The sequence below is a fragment of the Hyphomonas sp. genome, from assembly GCF_017792385.1.
In the GTDB taxonomy this organism is placed as follows: Bacteria; Pseudomonadota; Alphaproteobacteria; order Caulobacterales; family Hyphomonadaceae; genus Hyphomonas.
The window spans coordinates 1,636,518-1,653,319 of the sequence record NZ_CP051230.1 but is presented as its reverse complement, the minus strand read 5'-3'; the positions used below and the strand labels follow the sequence as shown (position 1 = coordinate 1,653,319).

Sequence of the window (16,802 nt, the reverse complement as noted above, 5' to 3'; positions counted from 1 at the left end):
TCAGTTGGAAACTCCGATCAGCCCTGCTCAATTCATGAGGACGCGCCATGCTCTACCTGCTCATCAAGGCCGTGATTTCAGCGGCCATCATCGTAGCGATCTCCGAGATCGGAAAGCGCAGCCCTGGCTTTGCCGCCCTGGTGGCATCTCTGCCGCTCGTTTCTGTCCTTGGCATGGTCTGGCTCTGGCGCGACACGAAAGATACCGCGCGCCTCTCTGAACACTCCGCCGCCACCTTCTGGTACGTCTTGCCAAGCCTGCCGATGTTCCTCGTCATCCCATGGCTGCTCGGAAAAGGCGTACCATTCTACGGCGCCTTGGCGCTCGGCTCCGGCCTCACGATCGCACTCTACTTCCTGATGGCATTCGTCGCGCCGAAGCTTGGTGTAAATCTCGGCAATTAGACAACTCGCCAGTCCTGCGACAAGCACGACATCCAACACGAAGTTCGGTCGTCCGGTCCTAATTTCCCGACGTAGAATATTGAACTTTCACTGCACACGGAGCGCACACGAAGGCCTGTAAGTCTTTGTATTCAATTATGTTTCAAACCGCTCCATCATGGGCGCCGTAGAAAATCGGCGATTTAATACACTGTTTTTATTCAATTTATTTTCTTTGGCTTTTCAGATTCATTGATGTCGTGTGCAAAATGAAAATTTACTAGCACACTGATTTAACTTCATATTTTTCAAGAGACCTTGAGCAGAATTGCACATGTGCAGCTGTAATCCTTTGTTTTATTGGCCGTTTGCGTCCAGTCAAATATCGACGCGACTGGAACGACTGTTCGCGGTCACAATGAGTCAGCGCACTTTCGGAACTGTGGCAAGTCTGCGCTCGACGTTAGCGATATCGGATATTTCCGGTCACCGATCTTCTGACAGACAGGATCGCGTCTTGGCGTGCCGGACGCCTGAGGTCCGGGTGTTCGCTTGTTACGAGCCAATATCAGTTTCCCCGTGCGGTGGACAGCCATTCGGTAGCCGATTAGCCTTCCCTTACTGCGCAGGAAGAACGCAAACCGCGAGCGACACCAGCTTTATTGCAATGGCGTGAGCGGGTCCCCAGCGCCAGGGCTTCATCTGGACCTTGTGGCTTTCCCTGGCCACGTAAATCTGCTTGGTAGGCGCAAATAGATTGATCAGAACCATGATGATCGTGGTCAGCCCTCGATTAAGATATCGTGGCAGGAAGAGAGCGCTGTCAGTACCAGGGCCAGTGCGGTGGTAGTTACCCCCATGACGGCAACGGTGTGACTGAAGGCGTCTGCGCTCAGCCCGATCAAATGCTCGGTAGAGAGATTTGTGAGGATGAGCGAGCCAGCAATACCCCATGCCGTCAGGCCCCCCCCCCCAGAAAGTAGTCGTCCAGACTGGATTGCGGGTCTTTGCGCACCATGGCGTAGACCACCACCGCAACGAGCACTGTGAAAAACAGGAACGAACCCAGCGTCCAGACCATTGTCGGTTGCCTCCCCGACATCCCCCTTTCAAAGGTTCGTGAAGCGAGCCACAGGCAGGACGCCGAGCGAGATCTGATATGAAGCGGCTGCGGAAGTATCGCCGACACGCATATTCAAGCGCCGGGGTCAAACGCTGGAGGCAATGAAGCTGTAGCCAGTCCGGGCAGCTTCGCATTTGCGCTGACACTTCTGCGTTATGCAAATTTCACCATCAGCGCCTGTGATGTCGGCTATCAATAGCTGTTACATAAAGAACCGATTGAGCGAAAGCCGAGACGAGTTTGCACTGGCCTGAAGGCGCCACTTTGGCCGATGTCGAGCCTAGCGGCGCAAGCGTCCAAACGCTGTTGTGCCTGCCAGGCGGGTAACTTCGCCAACCATGACCTCGTTTACATCGCCAGCAATCGAGTGCTTGAGGCAGTTGGCAGCCGCGCCGAAATTGACGGCGTCCTGCGGGGGCTGTCTCTCCAGCAGGGCATAGATCAGGCCAGCGCAGAAGGCGTCACCCGTGCCGACCCGGTCAACGACGTGCTTCATCGTATATAATTTCGAAAAGACCTGTGTTTCTCTCGTGTCCAGAAAGGCTTGCCAGTCATGTTCGTCTGCGGAAGCCGAAGCACGTATCGTCAGCGCGAAACGCTCAAGGTTAGGGTAGGCGGCGAGCACCTTCTGCGAGAGCGATGCGGCCCATTCGGGCGACCCGTTCTCGCCCTTCCCGTCCATATCAAGACAGGCAAGGCAGTCCCCCCGGCCCGCGATCAGGGTATCGGCCCTGGCAATGATGGCTGGCATGACATCACACGCCCCGATTCCGTAAGACCAGAGGCGTTCGCGGTGGTTAAGGTCGATGGAGATGCGGATGCCGCGCCTGCGCGCCTCATTGATGGCTGTTTCAGCCAGTATCCTGGTGCCATTACAGAGGGCGGGCGTGATGCCGCTCATGTGAAACCAGTCGGCATTCTCGAAGGCTTCATCCCAGTCGATGTCCTCCGCGGCCATGCCTGCAAACACGCTACCGGCGCGATCATAGATGACACAGCCGGACCGGTAGTCCGCCCCTTCCTCCATGAAGTACAGCCCGAGCCGGCCCGGCCGCCGCTGTATGCTGGCAGTATCGACCCCGTGAGTTCTCAGGAACCGCAAGGCCTGGGTGCCCAGCTCACCTTCGGGCAGCGTCGTAACGAAGCGCGAATGCACCCCCAAGTGCGCCAGCGAGACCGCAACATTTGCTTCCGCGCCGCCATGACAAATCTCGAAGCCCTGCGCCTGACGCAGCCGCAATTTACCGGGCGGCTTCAGGCGCATCATGAGTTCACCAAGCGTGACGACTGTTCTCGCCATCAGGGTCGACCTTTCGGGACAGCCAAGATTGCAGCCTACTTCTTCAGGTCGACGAAATAGTCGAAGATTTCAGGGACGTTGCCCTCGCCCATGCCGGCTTCCACGGCTGCCTGGAGGTTCTGCGAGGTGCCTTCCGCGATGACTGACCGCGAACCAAGATCAGAGACCATCTGGTTGAAGTATCGAAGGTCCTTGTATGCATTATTGATCGAGAAGCCGAGATCGCTGACGCCATCAACTGCGTAGTTCTTGCAGAATTTCATGAAGGGCGAGTTCGACGGGCCTGCGGACATGATGTCATAGAGCTGGCCGCGATCGAGCCCTGCAAGTTCTGCGGCGGCGAAAGCCTGTGACATGGTACAGACCGTGGTCATGCCCATGAAATTGTTGATCAGCTTGACTGTGTGACCGGCCCCGAGCTGGCCAAGATAGAAGACGTTTTCGCCCTGTTCCCTGAGCACGTGTTCGTACTTGTCAAAAACGGCCCTGTCGCCCCCAGCCATGATGTTGAGCAGCCCGTCTTTAGCATGCGCCGGGGTGCGCCCGAGGGGCGCGTCAATCATGCCCACGCCCTTGCGGGCGAGGTCTGCCCCGATCTTGCGGGTGGAGGCTGGAATCGACGTTCCGAAATCGATCAGGACGGAGCCTTCCCTGATGCCTTCGAGAATGCCGTTCTCGCCGTAGACAAGCTTTTCAACAACGTCCGATGTGGTGACGCAAAGTTCGACAATATCGCTTTTCGCAGCGAGTTCTTTCGGTGTGGCGGCTTCCGTGGCGTTTCCCCGTGCGAGGACCGTACGAACGGCATCCTTGTTGATGTCCATCACGACGACTTCGAACCCCCGCTTTTGCAGGTTCTCGACCATATTGCCGCCCATCAGTCCGAGACCGATAAAACCAATCACTGGTTTTGACATGTGCATGACTCCGTTTCGTAAGTTCCGTGTTCGTTACTTGGCTTGGGCGCTGCGGGGGCTGAGCGGTTCGATCCGTCCGCAAAGGACCCAGACCGAAAAGAGCGCAAGCAGGGCGAGACCGGCGCCGATAACAAAGACCGGGGCGTAATTGTCGCCCTGTGTGATCACCGGGACGAGAAAGGTGAGCCCCGCGGCGCCGAGTTTGGCCGCCATGCCGGCAAAGCCTGCGAGTGTTCCAACGGACTTCCCGCTATAGAAGTCGCTCGGCAGGGTCTGCACATTGCCGATTGCGGTCTGAAAGCCGAACAGGATGATGGCCATGACAATGACGGCAATTGTGGCCAGCGTCGTTGTTGCCGGGTCCGGCATGCCAAGAACGGTTGCGATCAGGGACGGGTCTGCCAGCAATAACAGGGCGGGCAACATGATGAGGCAGCCCAGCGAGATCACCATCTTGCGTGTGGCATTGACCGACCAGCCCGCCTTCATACGGTTCTGCGCCAGAAGTCCGCCAAACCAGGCCCCGAGCATCGCGCCGAAATATGGTACCCAGGCATAGAGAGCGAGCTCCTTGACCTCCATGTCGTAGACACGGTTCAGGTAAAGCGGAATCCAGACAATGAAGAGCCACCAGATCGGATCGATCGCTGCCGACGCGATGATGACGCCCCAGCTCTGCTTACGGCTCAGTATCTCTGTCGTGCCCGGCGCATAGCCGTCATCGGGTTCACCGTCGCGGTCGATATCCTGGTTGAGCTGACCGGAGAGGATGTAGGTCCGCTCGCTCTCACTCAGCCACTGGTGGGTTTTTGGTGGGGATTTTACCAGCACCCACCACGGCACCAGCCACAGAAAACCGAGCAGGCCGACAAGGATGAAGATCATGTGCCAGCTGAAGTGGATGGAAAGAAAGCCGATAATCGGGATCGAGACCAGTCCGCCGATAGCCGCACCAGAATTGAAGATACCCTGCGCGAAGGCACGCTCCCTGGTCGGGAACCACTCGGCATTGGCCTTGGCGGCGCCCGGCCAGTTACCGGCTTCGGCGATCCCAAGGATCGAACGGAACAGGCTGAAGGAAACAACACCGCGTGCAAAGGCATGCAGGATCGTGGCGACGGACCAGACGCCAATTGACAGCGCAAAGCCGATACGGGTGCCGATCCAGTCAAAAATCTTGCCGAAGATGGCTTGTCCGAAAGCATAGGAGAAGATGAAGACGACGGAGATGAAGCCGTAGATCTGGTCGACCTGCGCGGCCGACTTGTCCGGGTAGAGTTCAGCGGAAATGTCCGGCCACAGAACGCTTAGCGTCTGTCGGTCGATATAATTGATGACCGTTGCAAGCGCGACGAGGCTGACGACCCACCATCTGAGACCCTTGATCTGCATCTACCAGCCCTCATCCTGGCCGAGAAAATCCATCCGGGCGGGGGTGAAGATGTCGAGCAGGATGCCCTCTTCCAGACAAACAGCTCCATGCTCGGCACCGGACGGTACGAAGAAGCAGCCACCGGCTTCCAGCACCTCTGTCCTGCCATCGACATAGACTTCGAACTTGCCTTCGACGACATAGGCGGTCTGTGTGTGCGGATGGGCGTGAACTTCGCCGACAGCGCCCTTGTCGAACCAGACTTTCACCAGCATGAGATCACTGTCATAGCCAAGAAGCTTGCGGTGAATGCCCGGTGCGACTTTCTCAGCATCCTGGCGAGGGCTGTGCATGAACAGATCCGAGCGGACCAGCGTGTTCGACATCTCGTTTCTCCTCTTGACCCTTCCGGCTCAGTTTTCCGGACGCCAGACCAGGACAGGTCCGGTCCAACCGACAGTCTCGCCATCGAGCATGATTGAGTGATTGGCTTGCGGGGCCGGGTCGTCGGCCCAGATGATGAATGTCTGGCCGCCGGACATGTCGTTAATCGTGTAAACGGTCGTCCCACCCTCAACACGCTGCGTGATGTCGGTGATCGAGCCTCCGGAGAAGACCGTGATCTCCTCGTCATTGTCATAGCGCCCATGCCGCTCATAAACCGACACAAAGTCGGCATCGGCGGCATTGGCGCGCAGGATGAGGGCCTGCTCACGCCGGAGATTGTCGTTCGGGTCGTTCGCACCAAGTTGGGTGAGATAGGCTGTGACAGGTGCGTTCGCGGCGAAGGTCAGCGTATAGAACTGGTCCTCGATCAGCCATGACATGTTGGAAACTGCGTCCAGTGGCTGGGAGACGGCCCGCTGCCACAAATGCTGGTATCCATTCCCTGTACCGATCGGGATCAGCTTTTCCGTGGCATGGTCCAGGTCGAAACCTGTCTCGATCAGCTGTCCCTTGAAATGAACCGGGAGATCATAGCTGCGATGGGCATCGCTGCGTGCCCGCATCACATCGATCACATACTGGCCGCCCCTCGGACGCGGCACCATCGCCACAAGCCGCTGAAGCGACACGCCATCATAGGCGGTATCGAAACATGCGGCGGTGAACTGAACGTTCCCACCTGCTTCGAAGGCGAGCATGCGCGGCGCATGGTCCTGTGCGACCTTCCAGTCGCCGCCAAACTGGCTCTGCTGATCAACAACGAGAACATTGTGCGCGATGGACTGCTTCGCCCAACTCTCGTTCTCAGGAAGGTAGCGACCTCCATTCTTGGGTTCGACATTCAGGAAGCGCGCGGCACCATAATCGGCCACCACTTCATGCCCGTCATCATAATAGATAAGGCCGAGCCGGTCGAAATGGCCGTGGCCCAAACCCTGGGAGGTTGGTTTGAAAACCACGGCCGCTGCATCGCGCTCGTCTCCTGAGCGCAGGACAGCCAGAGCCCCCTGGGCTCCTGACGGGCCATCCCGAAGCAGAACAGATTTAAAATTGAACGGCGTCGCCATGCCGGCAGCCATATCGTGTGCGAGCACCCTGCCTTCCGGGGTCGGAACCACGCCATCCTGCATCGCCGCGACATCCAGCAGTGAGGTGTCACTGGTCAGGTCGTAGGCAATCGCAAGCGCGTATTTCAGTTCTACAGTGTTGAGCCCCTTTTCCCTGATGGCATCATTGATCGGGAAGAACCGGCCCGCATAGCTCTGCTGGACCGTTGCATAGACCGCTTTCAGCAAGACGCCGTCGCGATACTTGAAGATGCCGCGTTCGGGCTCATTCTTCTCAATCGCCTGCGCAAACAGGACGAAGGGCATCAGGGCATAGCGCTGATAGTATGGGCCTTCGGCGTAGTAACCGTCCGGTGAGAACAACTCGTCCAGCTGGCGCAGGAATCCGGCTTCTCCCGATTGGTCGAGCCCCAGAAGTGCCTGTTCCACCCAGTCTTGTTCGTTCAGGACATAGCCCGCCATACCGACAGCGGCGGTGGCCCATGTGCCGTGATTATGTATCTTGTTGAAGGTTTCAGGCTGGCCTTCGGACAGGAACTGCACCATCGGGCGGATCACACCTATCTCGATTTCAGCCTGCGTTGCGGCATCGATATCCGGTTTGATCGCGTCATAGCCCTGGATGGCATACACCAGCCAGACAGCCTCATTCAGGCTTTGCCAGAAAAGCCGTCCTGGCGACTGTTCCTTCTGTTGCGGATGAAGCCCGAGCCCGGGATACAAGCTGGCATAGTCCATCAGGATTGAAGCGGCGAAGTCCCGATACTGCGGATCACCGGTCAATTCATAGAGCATACCGGCTTCGTAGATGGTCTTGCCGTTCTGCTTGTGCTGTTCATGAGTGTACCCGCCGCCTGCATCGACGGGAGCAGGAACTGGAACGCCAGCTTTCATGCGGGCCCGCAACTGACGCTCAATGTCATTTACCGACTGCTCGAAGATGGGGGCATCAGACAGGCTGGTCTGCACCTGCGCACCGGGTGATGCAGACGAAGTACAGCCTGATAATGCAGGAACCGCCGCACATAGGATGAGGCTCGCGCAAGTCGCTCCCAGAGATAGATGTTTCATCATGAGCGTCTCTCAGATCTGCGGTCTTCACGGCTCACGGGGCTGGCTCCACTATGCCCTGGTCGCGAAGAAAATGCAGGGCATCGTCGAAGACCGACGCCTTCTCACTGTCATCAAATTTTCCATGTCCGCCGCCCGACACCACACTCAGCTTGTGACGTATTCCCGCCTTCTCCAGCTCAGTGGCCAGCCTGTGCGACTGGTCGATCGGCACGACCGGGTCAGACGTTCCGTGGACCATGAAGATCGGTGGGCTGTCGGCCGTAATGTGAAAGATGGGAGACACCAGCTTCTCGATCTGTTCGCCCTCCTCGCCGTCGCCCGTGAACGCCACAACCGTCGGGTGGCGCTGACCTGATCTGGACTTCAGAACGGTCAGGTCCGTCGGGCCATAAAAATCAAGAATTGCAGCCGCACGCGGCGGGTTTGCACACGCCGGTGCATCTATTGCGTTCTCATCGTCCAGGAGACCGGCCATAAGCGCGATATGCCCACCGGCAGAGGTTCCATAGAGGACGATCCGGGACGGGTCTACGCCAAGCCTTGCCGCGTTACCGCCGAGCCAGTGAAGGGCGCACCGGGCATCCTGCACTGCCGCAGGTGCACGGGCTTCACCGCTGAGCCTGTACTCGACCGTCGCAACCGAGAAGCCTGCATTCAGATAGCGCCTGAAACCGGTCCAGGTCTCAGGCGGTGCACCGCGTGCCCAGCCTCCCCCGTGAAAATAGACCAGTAAGGGGACGGGCTCTTCATGCGCTTTGGGATGAAGATAGATGTCGAGATGCAGGGCACGCTGCGGCGTACGCAGATACTCGACATCCTGGAAAATGTCAGACGGCTCGACCGACTGCGACACGGAGCGGGGTTGTTGCGGCTCGCTTGCGGCTTGTTGCGGGGGTACGGCCTCGCACGCCGTCAGGCTCGCCATAGAGATGCAAAGTCCTGCAAAGGCCAAACATTTCATCATGGGGCTGCCCCTTTCAATCATTCGGTGACAGGACACCGGATGAAACACCAGGCGCCCTGCTTATCACTTGCTAGAACCTGTGCTTCACACCTAGGAAATAGCTTTTCCCGTATCCTTCATAGGCTTGGATATTGCCGGATATGGGCATGTCCGCCAGGCGTGGCTCATCGGTCAGGTTGAGCGCCTCGAACGAGATACGGGTGCGCGGCGTGAGGATGTAGCTTGCTCGCAGGTCGACCACTTCAGCATCCCGTATCAGGCGGTTTTGCCGACCGCCCCCGACAAATTTCTGGAAGTACTCGGAACGAAACTTGTAGATGCCCTGCACTTCGAACGGCCCGAACTCGTAAAGCAGAGAGGCAGACAGGACGTGGTCGGACTGGCCATTCAGGCTGACAGGCTCGACGATTGCCGGCTCGACCTCGCCGGTCTGGGCGTTCAGGGCGGCACCGAGCCGGATGTCCTGGGTTTCAAAGTCAGTGGTCGTGTAGTTGTAGCTGACCTTGCCGCTGAGTCCGCCAAAGGATTCAGGTATGGCGGTGAACCGGTACTGAGCCGTGGCTTCGAGACCGTAAATCTCGCTCGTTTCATCCGTGCTTTGCGAAACTGTCACGGGGACGGTGAAGGAGACACCATCCACGGTGAACGTCTCGTTCTTAACGACGGGAATCGTGTTTCCTTCAAACACCTTGTAGTACAAGGCCAGAGCGAACAGCGAATCCCGGTTGGGATAGTATTCGAATGAAATATCGTAGTTCCACGCCATCAGCGGATCGAGCGTCGGGCTGCCATTGGCCGTCACTTCGGAAATGGCAGACTGAGCATCCGTAAAGTCACCGGCCTCCAGGAGAATATCCCGGCCAGCCCCAAGATCACTTGGGTCAGCGCGGACCATCGCCCTGTAAATCGCCGCCCGCAAGAAGAAATCATCGCTGAGCTCCAGCGTAGTATTTATGCTTGGAAGCACATACGTGTAATCATGCGCGAATGCCTGGGACTCGAAACCACCAGTTTCCTCAAGACGAATTGTCCCGTCACCATTGTCTACAACTGCGAAGGCGCTGCGCACGCCGACGGAGGTCACTTCCGTGTCGACGACGCGCACACCGAAGTTGCCGGTAAATGGCAAGTCAGCGAGCGATGTCTCGAATTCCCCCATCGCATAGAGCGCAATTGTGTCTTCGGTGACATCGACGTTTCCGGTGTCCTTGAAACTGCCGTCACGCAGACGCAGCGGATTTTCACCGAGATATTCGCGGATCTGGCATGCCGGGTCGAACGCCGCCCAGCTCTTGATCGTATTGGTGTCGGATGATGCGAGGAAATTATCCTGCGGGAACTCGATCCGGCAGGCCAGGTTGACCGCCTGATCGACGGCACGGTCGGTCTGTGTTGTCCTGAAATCATCATTCAGCTGCTCGTAGCTGAGCTCAGACACGCGCACGCCCGCTTTCAGGCCGCTGAGCCAGCCCATATCCAGATCATAATCGGCATCCAGCCGCGTGGCCGTGATCGTGTTCTTGTTGATCAGGTCGCCGCGGGCAATGATCAGGTCATCGCTGAACAGATCATGATTGTTCATGTCGAAGCGAGGGTCGAACGTCACAGTCGGAACTTCGCCACCGCTGGCATCATAGGTGTATGGAATACGCTGGTTCGCAACAGGCGTCACATTGCCGTAAATGTCGAGCGCATCGGTTCTCAGACGGGTCTGGAACTGCTCATCGACGCGTTCCGTATCGGAGTAGGAAAAGTCTGCGGCCAGTTCGAGCCTGTCTGTCGCCTGCCAGGCAACATTCAGACCGCCACCCCAATATGTCTCTTCGCGATCCCGCATTGCGGAGTAGGAATCAACGGAGGATATGCCGTTATAAGAGCGTAGAATTCCACGATCCGTTACATCCCTGTCGGTTACAAAGGCATGCGCTTCGGTAATACCGAAATCATGCCTGATTTCGCCAAAGCTGGCGAGCGACCATTGCCCGTCGACATTGAACTCCAGGCGATCATTGGGCTGCCATTGCGCGGCCGCGAAAACAGCGTCGCGGCTATCATCCGTTTCGGTCTGACGGAACAGACGCGACGTGGTGCTGAGATAGAACGGGGTTCCATTGGCGACGTCGGTGCGCGAGACTTGCTCACAGACTGTTACATCGACCGTATCGTCACAGGCCAACTGGGTGGTATTCGTTCCATAAGTATCAATCGGATTGTTGATCCGGTTGACCTGTGCACCCAGGGAAATACCCAACCTGCCAAAACCAGCGCCTTCGAACTGATCGACATAGCTCGCCGTACCGCGCCAGCCGGGATCGCTGCCCTCAATACCATCCTGTATCGAGTTGTAATTCCCCTTCAGCTCCACCTGGACAGCGCGTCTTGCAGCCTCCAGCGGACGCAGGGTTTCAAGCTCGACAACGCCCGATACACCGCCTTCGATCTGGTTGGCCTGCTGGGACTTGTAGACCCTCACCGTGTTGATCAGTTCGGATGGGAACTGGGAGAAATTCACCGAACGGTCGCCGCTGCCATTGGAGGCCTCACGTCCGTTGAAAGCCGTTGCACCAAAGAATGGCCCCAGTCCACGAAGCGCAAACTCGGTCGCGCCGACCCGGCTGCGGTTCGCGCCTGCGCCAGGAATCGTTTCCAGCACTTCACCGATCGACAGGGCCGGCAGGCTTCCGATCTCATCTGACGTTATGACGTCAGTAATTGATGTCGCTTCACGTTTGTCCTCAATCGAGTTCTGCAGGGTGCGGCGAATGCCGGTAACGACGACCGTGTCCTGAACCGCGTCGGCCTCCGCCTCGCCATCCGCGCCAGATTGAACGAGTTGCGTCTCTTCTTCAGCAGAGGACGAGGCTGCATCCTGGGCAATGGCTGGCAGAATCGTGAACATGCCTGCGAGGGCCGTCGTCAGCAGCAGGCGCTGATAAGTGCGCGCACCAGGCGAATTTCCATGCATGAGACAGGCGTTATCGAACTTCATGGCTGTTTTCCTCCCCGGAAGTCTTTGTATATGCCGCTCCTGTTGACCACTCGCACCAAATTGTCAACAAAAATCTCATACCAATTTTACATTTTTGGTTTTCCTTTGGATATGCGGACCAGCCGTTCTACACACAAAAATGAGATGCCTCTTTAAATCGATTTTCTGTTATCTCACTGTAATTTAAGTGTTTTCCCACCCCTCTAGTCGATAGACGCGACGTCGGAAGTGAACACGAAGGACCATATTGGTAAACCAATTTTGATCAGCATTGGTTTGAGCGTACTGCGCATAATCTCAGATCGCCCTTACGGCTTGTCTGAAAACAGTCAGGATTGGTAAAGGCGGGAAGACGTCCGGACGCGCCGTGTGATCCGGCTGCTGACGCAACACTTGCTCTAGGGGTTAACCTGCTCCAGACCGCGCAGGAAACGGTCGCGATTGGCGCGGGAGCGCTCCATGGCTTCCTCGATAGCGAGACGTTCGGACTGTTCGAGCAGGGCTTCCAGGAGCCTGGTAAAATGTTGCCTCATGGCAGCACGGGCACCTTCCGGGTCCCTGTTCCGGATTGCCTCCAGTATCAGTGAATGCTCATCCACACGAGCCGACGCGTCTTTCTCGCAGACACCCGAATATACTTTGCGGACTTCATCGACCTGGCTGCGAATCTGCCACATCTGCTCCACGAAGTATTCGATCGCGCTATTGCCGGTAGAGCGGGCGATGGAGAGGTGGAAGTCACGATCAGCCTCTTCGGCCGCCTGCTGATCGTCTGCGCACTCGACCATGCGCTCAACTGTCGCTTCCAGCCGCTTGAGATCCTGCTCACTAATGGCCGTGGCCGCAAGCGCCGCGCATTCAGGCTCAAACAAAAGGCGAAACTGGGTCAGTTCGAATGCGCTGACGGCCGGCGGGCTTGCTTCACGGGAGTTCTTCGGTTTCAGAACATAGGCACCTGACCCTACCCTGATCTCGATATATCCAAGCGCCTCCAGGGCGATTTCCGCCTCCCTGATGATAACCCGGCTGACCCCAAATTTTTCTGCCAGTTCACGCTCCCCCGGCAGCCTGTTGCCCGGCGGATATGCTCCTGACGAGATCATGCCTCTGATCTGGTCAGCGATATTCTGGTACATGCGGCGGTTTGGCATAGGGGATCCAGTAATTGCTTTTGCCTTATTGGTATACCACATCTCCCTTCCAATTCAATATATGCAAGGGATTATCAGATGACCTGCGCTAGAGGGTGTTGCGAGGGCGACTGGGCCTTAACTGGCGCGTCCTTTTAGTCCACGCTGCAGGCCGGGCTGACAACGCGATCGACCTTTCGCGGCAATAGAGAGCGAAATACCAGAAGCAACAACGCGTTCCTCTCGCCAACCACAACTGGCGTTGTGTCAGGGCTTGAACGAACAGACCGCGACCGGGGAATTTTCGTAAACCTCTCGGTTGAGTGTCAGTTCTGGCCGATTCCAAAATTCGAGTGTGGGTCCCGTAATTCTGATTCTGTTGAATTTCTTGCTGCACACGGAGCGCACACGAAGGCCCGTAAGTCTTTGTAATAATTTATCTTTCGACCCGGTCCATCATGGGCGCGACAGAGAAAGTGTAGTTCAGGGGCGAAGGCATGACAAAAAGGTTCCGGCGAGCATCAGGGGGTCAGCCGGTCTTCTAGCGGAAACGACCGGCCTGTGCATATTCTTCGCTGCAAATAGGCGGTTTCCCACCCGGATTCACCCTCCGGGACATGACGGCCCGAACTCGGCATACCCTCCAAAAGAAACAGCCCGGCCATGCAGCCGGGCTGTTCGGGTCATGTCATGATCTGTCAGTCGACGTTTTCGAACTGGTTCATCGTATTGTGGACGCCGCCCGCCTTCAGGGCGCGCTCGCCGGCAACCATTTCCTTGAACGTGTCGCCAAGGTCCGAGCCCACTTCGTGCTGGTGCTTCACGGCAGAGACGCCATTGCGGATCTCGCGACGCTGGATGGTCTGCACATAGGCGGCCATCTTGTTCTCGCCGAAATATCCTTTCGACAACTCGTCCATGGCGAAGGCCGTCATGTGGAAGGTCGGCAGCGTGATCAGATTATGGAACACGCCGGCGCGTTCGCTGATGTCATACTGGAAGCGTTGCAGGCGCGCGTCAGCTTCCTTGCCGAGGTCGGTATCATCAAACCGGGCCGACATGAGTTCGGCTTCCGGGTACTCGTCATCAGAAATCTTGCCTGCCGCGATCCAGTCGGCCCGCACCTGCTTGCGCAGATTGAGGGTCCAGTTGAAGCTCGGGCTGTTATTGTAGGTCAGCTTCGCATTCGGCACGACTTCCTTGATACGGTTCACCATGCCGGCAATGATGTCGACATTCGGCGTATCGGTTTCGATCCAGAGAAGATCAGCACCGCCCAGCGTGAGGTTCGCAATACAGTCCTCGATCACACGCTCCGTGCCCGTCCCTTCGCGGAAACGATAAAGACCGTTCGGCAGACGCACCGGCTTGACCAGCTTGCCGTCCTTCTGCAGGGCCAGTTCGCCATCCTGAAGCGGATTGGAGTCGGAGATCTCCTCGGTTTCCAGCCATTTGATGTATTCCGAAGCAAGGTCGCCTGCCCCTTGGGACACGGGAACCTTCTGGGTCAGGCCGGCGCCGAGGCTGTCTGTCCGCGCCACGATGACGCCATCGTCCACGCCGAGTTCTTCAAAGGCCAGACGGCAGGCGCGCAGCTTCTCGATGAAGTCTTCGCGGGGAACCGTCACCTTGCCGTCCTGGTGTCCACACTGTTTCGCATCGGAAACCTGGTTCTCAATCTGCAGGCAGCATGCACCCGCCTTGATCAGTTCCTTGGCCAGCAGATAGGTCGCGTGCTCATTGCCGAAGCCGGCATCAATGTCGGCGATGATCGGAACGACGTGCGTCTCGAATGTGTCGATGCGGTAGATGATCTCGTCCAGCACATCCTGGCTCGCGCCGGATTCGCGGGCCGCCGACAGCTCACGAAACAAATCATTCAGCGCCACTTCATCCGCCTGACGGAGCGAGACATAGATTTCCTCGATCAGATCAGCGACGGCTGTTTTCTCGTGCATCGACTGGTCCGGCAAATGGCCCCAGGTATTGCGCAGGCCGGCCACCATCCAGCCGGACAGGTAGACATAGGTACCCTTCGCCGTGCCGCGCATGCGCTTGACTGACTTGATCATCTGTTGCGCGTGAAAGCCGGACCAGCAGCCCAGAGACTGGGTGAACTTGGAATGGTCGGCGTCATAGGCCGCCATGTCGGCCCGCATCACACCGGCCATTTCACGGGCGATGTCGAGATGCGTGGAGTAAGTGTTCTGGATTTTCAGCTGGACGATGTCGTCTATGCTGATCCCGGCACGCGTCACGCCATCCGGATAACGCTTGAGCGCCTCGGCGCGAAGTTCAGAATAGGTTGGGCGATTGGACATGATCTTGTCTCCTTGAATGCAAGTAAATCCGTATGGGGATCAGGCGAGCTTGCGCAGCGCCTCATAGGCTGGGGTTGTCAGGAAGTCCGGCAGGTCTTCGCCGGTCGCCGTCTCGGTGAAGATATCTGCCGCAAGTCCATAGCGGCCTTGTTCATAGGCCTCCTCGCCAATGGCTTCGCGGATCTTGGCAAGCTCCTCGCCGAGGATTTCCGTGAACCATTCCCGGGAGAAGGACCGGGCCTCACCATTCTGCGCGACGACCTGCGCCGTGTGGTGGAGCCACTGCCAGATCTGGCTACGGGAAATTTCGGCCGTCGCCGCATCTTCCATCAGGTTGTGGATGGGCACCGCGCCGCGACCATTGAGCCAGGCGGCCGTATATTCGATCCCGACGGAGATATTGGTCCGGACCCCCGCTTCGGTGACCTGACCCGTGTGCGGACGCAGAAGGTCATCCCGGCGGATTGGCGGGAATGTCCGCTGGCTGCGCACCTGGTTGCAGGCGGGCATGTGCTCGTTGAAGACGTCCATCGCCACCGGCACCAGCGCGGGGTGCGCCACCCAGGTGCCATCATGGCCAGCCCTTACTTCGCGCAGCTTGTCAGCCCGCACCTTGTCGAAGGCAGCCGCGTTTGCGGCCTCGTCATTCTTGACCGGGATCTGCGCGGCCATGCCGCCCATCGCATGGGCCCGGCGATTGTGGCAGGTCTTGATCAGCAGCAGCGAATAGGCATTCAGGAAGGCCCGGTCCATGCCGACCTGCGCCCGGTCCGGCAGCACATAGGCCGGGTTCTTCCGAAGCGTCTTGATGTAGGAGAAAATGTAATCCCACCGGCCGCAGTTCAGGCCGGCAATGTGGCGGCGGAGCTCATACAGGATTTCATCCATTTCGAACGCAGCCGGAAGCGTTTCAATCAGGACGGTCGCCTTGATGGAGCCGACCGGAATGCCGAGCGTTTCCTGCGCGAATTCAAAGACGTCATCCCACAGGCGGGCTTCAAGGTGGCTCTCCATCTTCGGGAGATAGTAGAAGGGGCCGAGGCCGGCGGCGTGCAGTTTTGCCCCATTGTGGAAGATGTGGAGCCCGAAATCGAACAGGCTCGCCGACATGGGCTGGCCATCCACAAGAAGATGCGCTTCCTGCATGTGCCAGCCGCGCGGCCGGACGATCATGACGGCGGTCTCTTCGCCCAGCGCGTAGGATTTGCCGGACTTGGGGTCCGTATAGTCCAGGTTGCCACGGGCATAATCCTGCATGTTGACCTGACCGTCGATCATGTTCGCGAAGGTCGGCGAAGACGCGTCCTCGAAATCGGCCATGAACATCCTGGCACCGGAATTCAGCGCGTTGATCATCATCTTGCGGTCCACCGGGCCCGTGATTTCCGCGCGGCGATCCTGAAGCACAGCGGGAATCGGATCCACTTCCCAAACGCCGTCACGGATGGATTTCGTCTCCGGCAGGAAGTCCGGCAACTCGCCGGCGTCGAAGCGTACCTGACGCGCGCGGCGCGCGGCCAGAAGCTCCATGCGCCGCGTCCCGAAACGGCGCTCAAGGCGAACCAGGAAGTCGAGCGCCCCCTCGGTCAGTACCCGGTCAACGCCCTCTACCTGTTTCCCGATCTCGATATGATCAGCTTCCCGGGGGGCGCGCTCCAACGCTTCGACAAATGTCATGATGTGCCTCGTCAATCACTATTGAATTGACACAACAC

The 16,802-nt window shown here is 57.9% G+C and carries 12 protein-coding genes; 1 reads left to right on the top strand and 11 read right to left on the bottom strand.

Annotated features, from left to right (window positions below):
• The first annotated feature begins 47 nt into the window (after positions 1-47).
• The gene (locus HF955_RS08310; RefSeq protein ID WP_291079082.1) at positions 48-404 is read left to right on the top strand and encodes a DUF3147 family protein; all 357 of its coding nucleotides are present in this window, start codon (positions 48-50) and stop codon (positions 402-404) included.
• Between the two features lie 937 nt (positions 405-1,341).
• Here the strand turns inward: HF955_RS08310 and HF955_RS08305 are convergent.
• The 11 genes from HF955_RS08305 to aceB form a co-directional block, all read right to left on the bottom strand.
• Positions 1,342-1,464 carry a hypothetical protein gene (locus HF955_RS08305; RefSeq protein ID WP_291079081.1) on the bottom strand — a complete coding sequence of 41 codons (123 nt, stop codon included), beginning with the start codon at positions 1,462-1,464 and terminating at the stop codon, positions 1,342-1,344.
• Positions 1,465-1,786: 322 nt separating this feature from the next.
• Positions 1,787-2,806 carry a sugar kinase gene (locus HF955_RS08300; RefSeq protein ID WP_291079080.1) on the bottom strand — a complete coding sequence of 340 codons (1,020 nt, stop codon included), beginning with the start codon at positions 2,804-2,806 and terminating at the stop codon, positions 1,787-1,789.
• Between the two features lie 35 nt (positions 2,807-2,841).
• Complete coding sequence (locus tag HF955_RS08295; protein ID WP_291079079.1) at positions 2,842-3,723, bottom strand: NAD(P)-dependent oxidoreductase; 882 nt, start codon at positions 3,721-3,723, stop codon at positions 2,842-2,844.
• Positions 3,724-3,756: 33 nt separating this feature from the next.
• Positions 3,757-5,115 (bottom strand): MFS transporter, encoded by a 1,359-nt coding sequence (locus tag HF955_RS08290; RefSeq protein ID WP_291079078.1) that lies wholly within the window; start codon positions 5,113-5,115, stop codon positions 3,757-3,759.
• The gene (locus HF955_RS08285) at positions 5,116-5,481 is read right to left on the bottom strand and encodes a cupin domain-containing protein (protein WP_291079077.1); all 366 of its coding nucleotides are present in this window, start codon (positions 5,479-5,481) and stop codon (positions 5,116-5,118) included. It abuts the gene before it with no gap.
• A gap of 27 nt (positions 5,482-5,508) precedes the next feature.
• Complete coding sequence (locus tag HF955_RS08280) at positions 5,509-7,578, bottom strand: alginate lyase family protein (RefSeq protein ID WP_291079076.1); 2,070 nt, start codon at positions 7,576-7,578, stop codon at positions 5,509-5,511.
• Positions 7,579-7,714: 136 nt separating this feature from the next.
• Positions 7,715-8,647 (bottom strand): alpha/beta hydrolase, encoded by a 933-nt coding sequence (locus tag HF955_RS08275; protein ID WP_291079075.1) that lies wholly within the window; start codon positions 8,645-8,647, stop codon positions 7,715-7,717.
• A gap of 70 nt (positions 8,648-8,717) precedes the next feature.
• The gene (locus HF955_RS08270; protein ID WP_291079074.1) at positions 8,718-11,636 is read right to left on the bottom strand and encodes a TonB-dependent receptor; all 2,919 of its coding nucleotides are present in this window, start codon (positions 11,634-11,636) and stop codon (positions 8,718-8,720) included.
• Between the two features lie 398 nt (positions 11,637-12,034).
• The gene (locus HF955_RS08265) at positions 12,035-12,772 is read right to left on the bottom strand and encodes a FadR/GntR family transcriptional regulator (RefSeq protein WP_291079073.1); all 738 of its coding nucleotides are present in this window, start codon (positions 12,770-12,772) and stop codon (positions 12,035-12,037) included.
• A 692-nt stretch (positions 12,773-13,464) separates the two neighbouring features.
• Positions 13,465-15,087 carry an isocitrate lyase gene (locus tag HF955_RS08260; protein WP_291079072.1) on the bottom strand — a complete coding sequence of 541 codons (1,623 nt, stop codon included), beginning with the start codon at positions 15,085-15,087 and terminating at the stop codon, positions 13,465-13,467.
• A gap of 39 nt (positions 15,088-15,126) precedes the next feature.
• Positions 15,127-16,764 (bottom strand): malate synthase A, encoded by a 1,638-nt coding sequence (gene aceB / locus HF955_RS08255; protein WP_291079071.1) that lies wholly within the window; start codon positions 16,762-16,764, stop codon positions 15,127-15,129.
• Positions 16,765-16,802: the final 38 nt, after the last annotated feature.

Excerpts from the sequence above, each read along its gene's own strand:
- HF955_RS08310 (WP_291079082.1), top strand. The coding sequence starts at position 48 with ATGCTCTACCTGCTCATCAAGGCCGTGATTTCAGCGGCCATCATCGTA.
- HF955_RS08305 (WP_291079081.1), bottom strand. The coding sequence starts at position 1,464 with ATGGTCTGGACGCTGGGTTCGTTCCTGTTTTTCACAGTGCTCGTTGCG.
- HF955_RS08300 (WP_291079080.1), bottom strand. The coding sequence starts at position 2,806 with ATGGCGAGAACAGTCGTCACGCTTGGTGAACTCATGATGCGCCTGAAG.
- HF955_RS08295 (WP_291079079.1), bottom strand. The coding sequence starts at position 3,723 with ATGTCAAAACCAGTGATTGGTTTTATCGGTCTCGGACTGATGGGCGGC.
- HF955_RS08290 (WP_291079078.1), bottom strand. The coding sequence starts at position 5,115 with ATGCAGATCAAGGGTCTCAGATGGTGGGTCGTCAGCCTCGTCGCGCTT.
- HF955_RS08285 (WP_291079077.1), bottom strand. The coding sequence starts at position 5,481 with ATGTCGAACACGCTGGTCCGCTCGGATCTGTTCATGCACAGCCCTCGC.
- HF955_RS08275 (WP_291079075.1), bottom strand. The coding sequence starts at position 8,647 with ATGATGAAATGTTTGGCCTTTGCAGGACTTTGCATCTCTATGGCGAGC.
- HF955_RS08270 (WP_291079074.1), bottom strand. The coding sequence starts at position 11,636 with ATGAAGTTCGATAACGCCTGTCTCATGCATGGAAATTCGCCTGGTGCG.
- HF955_RS08265 (WP_291079073.1), bottom strand. The coding sequence starts at position 12,772 with ATGTACCAGAATATCGCTGACCAGATCAGAGGCATGATCTCGTCAGGA.
- HF955_RS08260 (WP_291079072.1), bottom strand. The coding sequence starts at position 15,087 with ATGTCCAATCGCCCAACCTATTCTGAACTTCGCGCCGAGGCGCTCAAG.
- aceB (WP_291079071.1), bottom strand. The coding sequence starts at position 16,764 with ATGACATTTGTCGAAGCGTTGGAGCGCGCCCCCCGGGAAGCTGATCAT.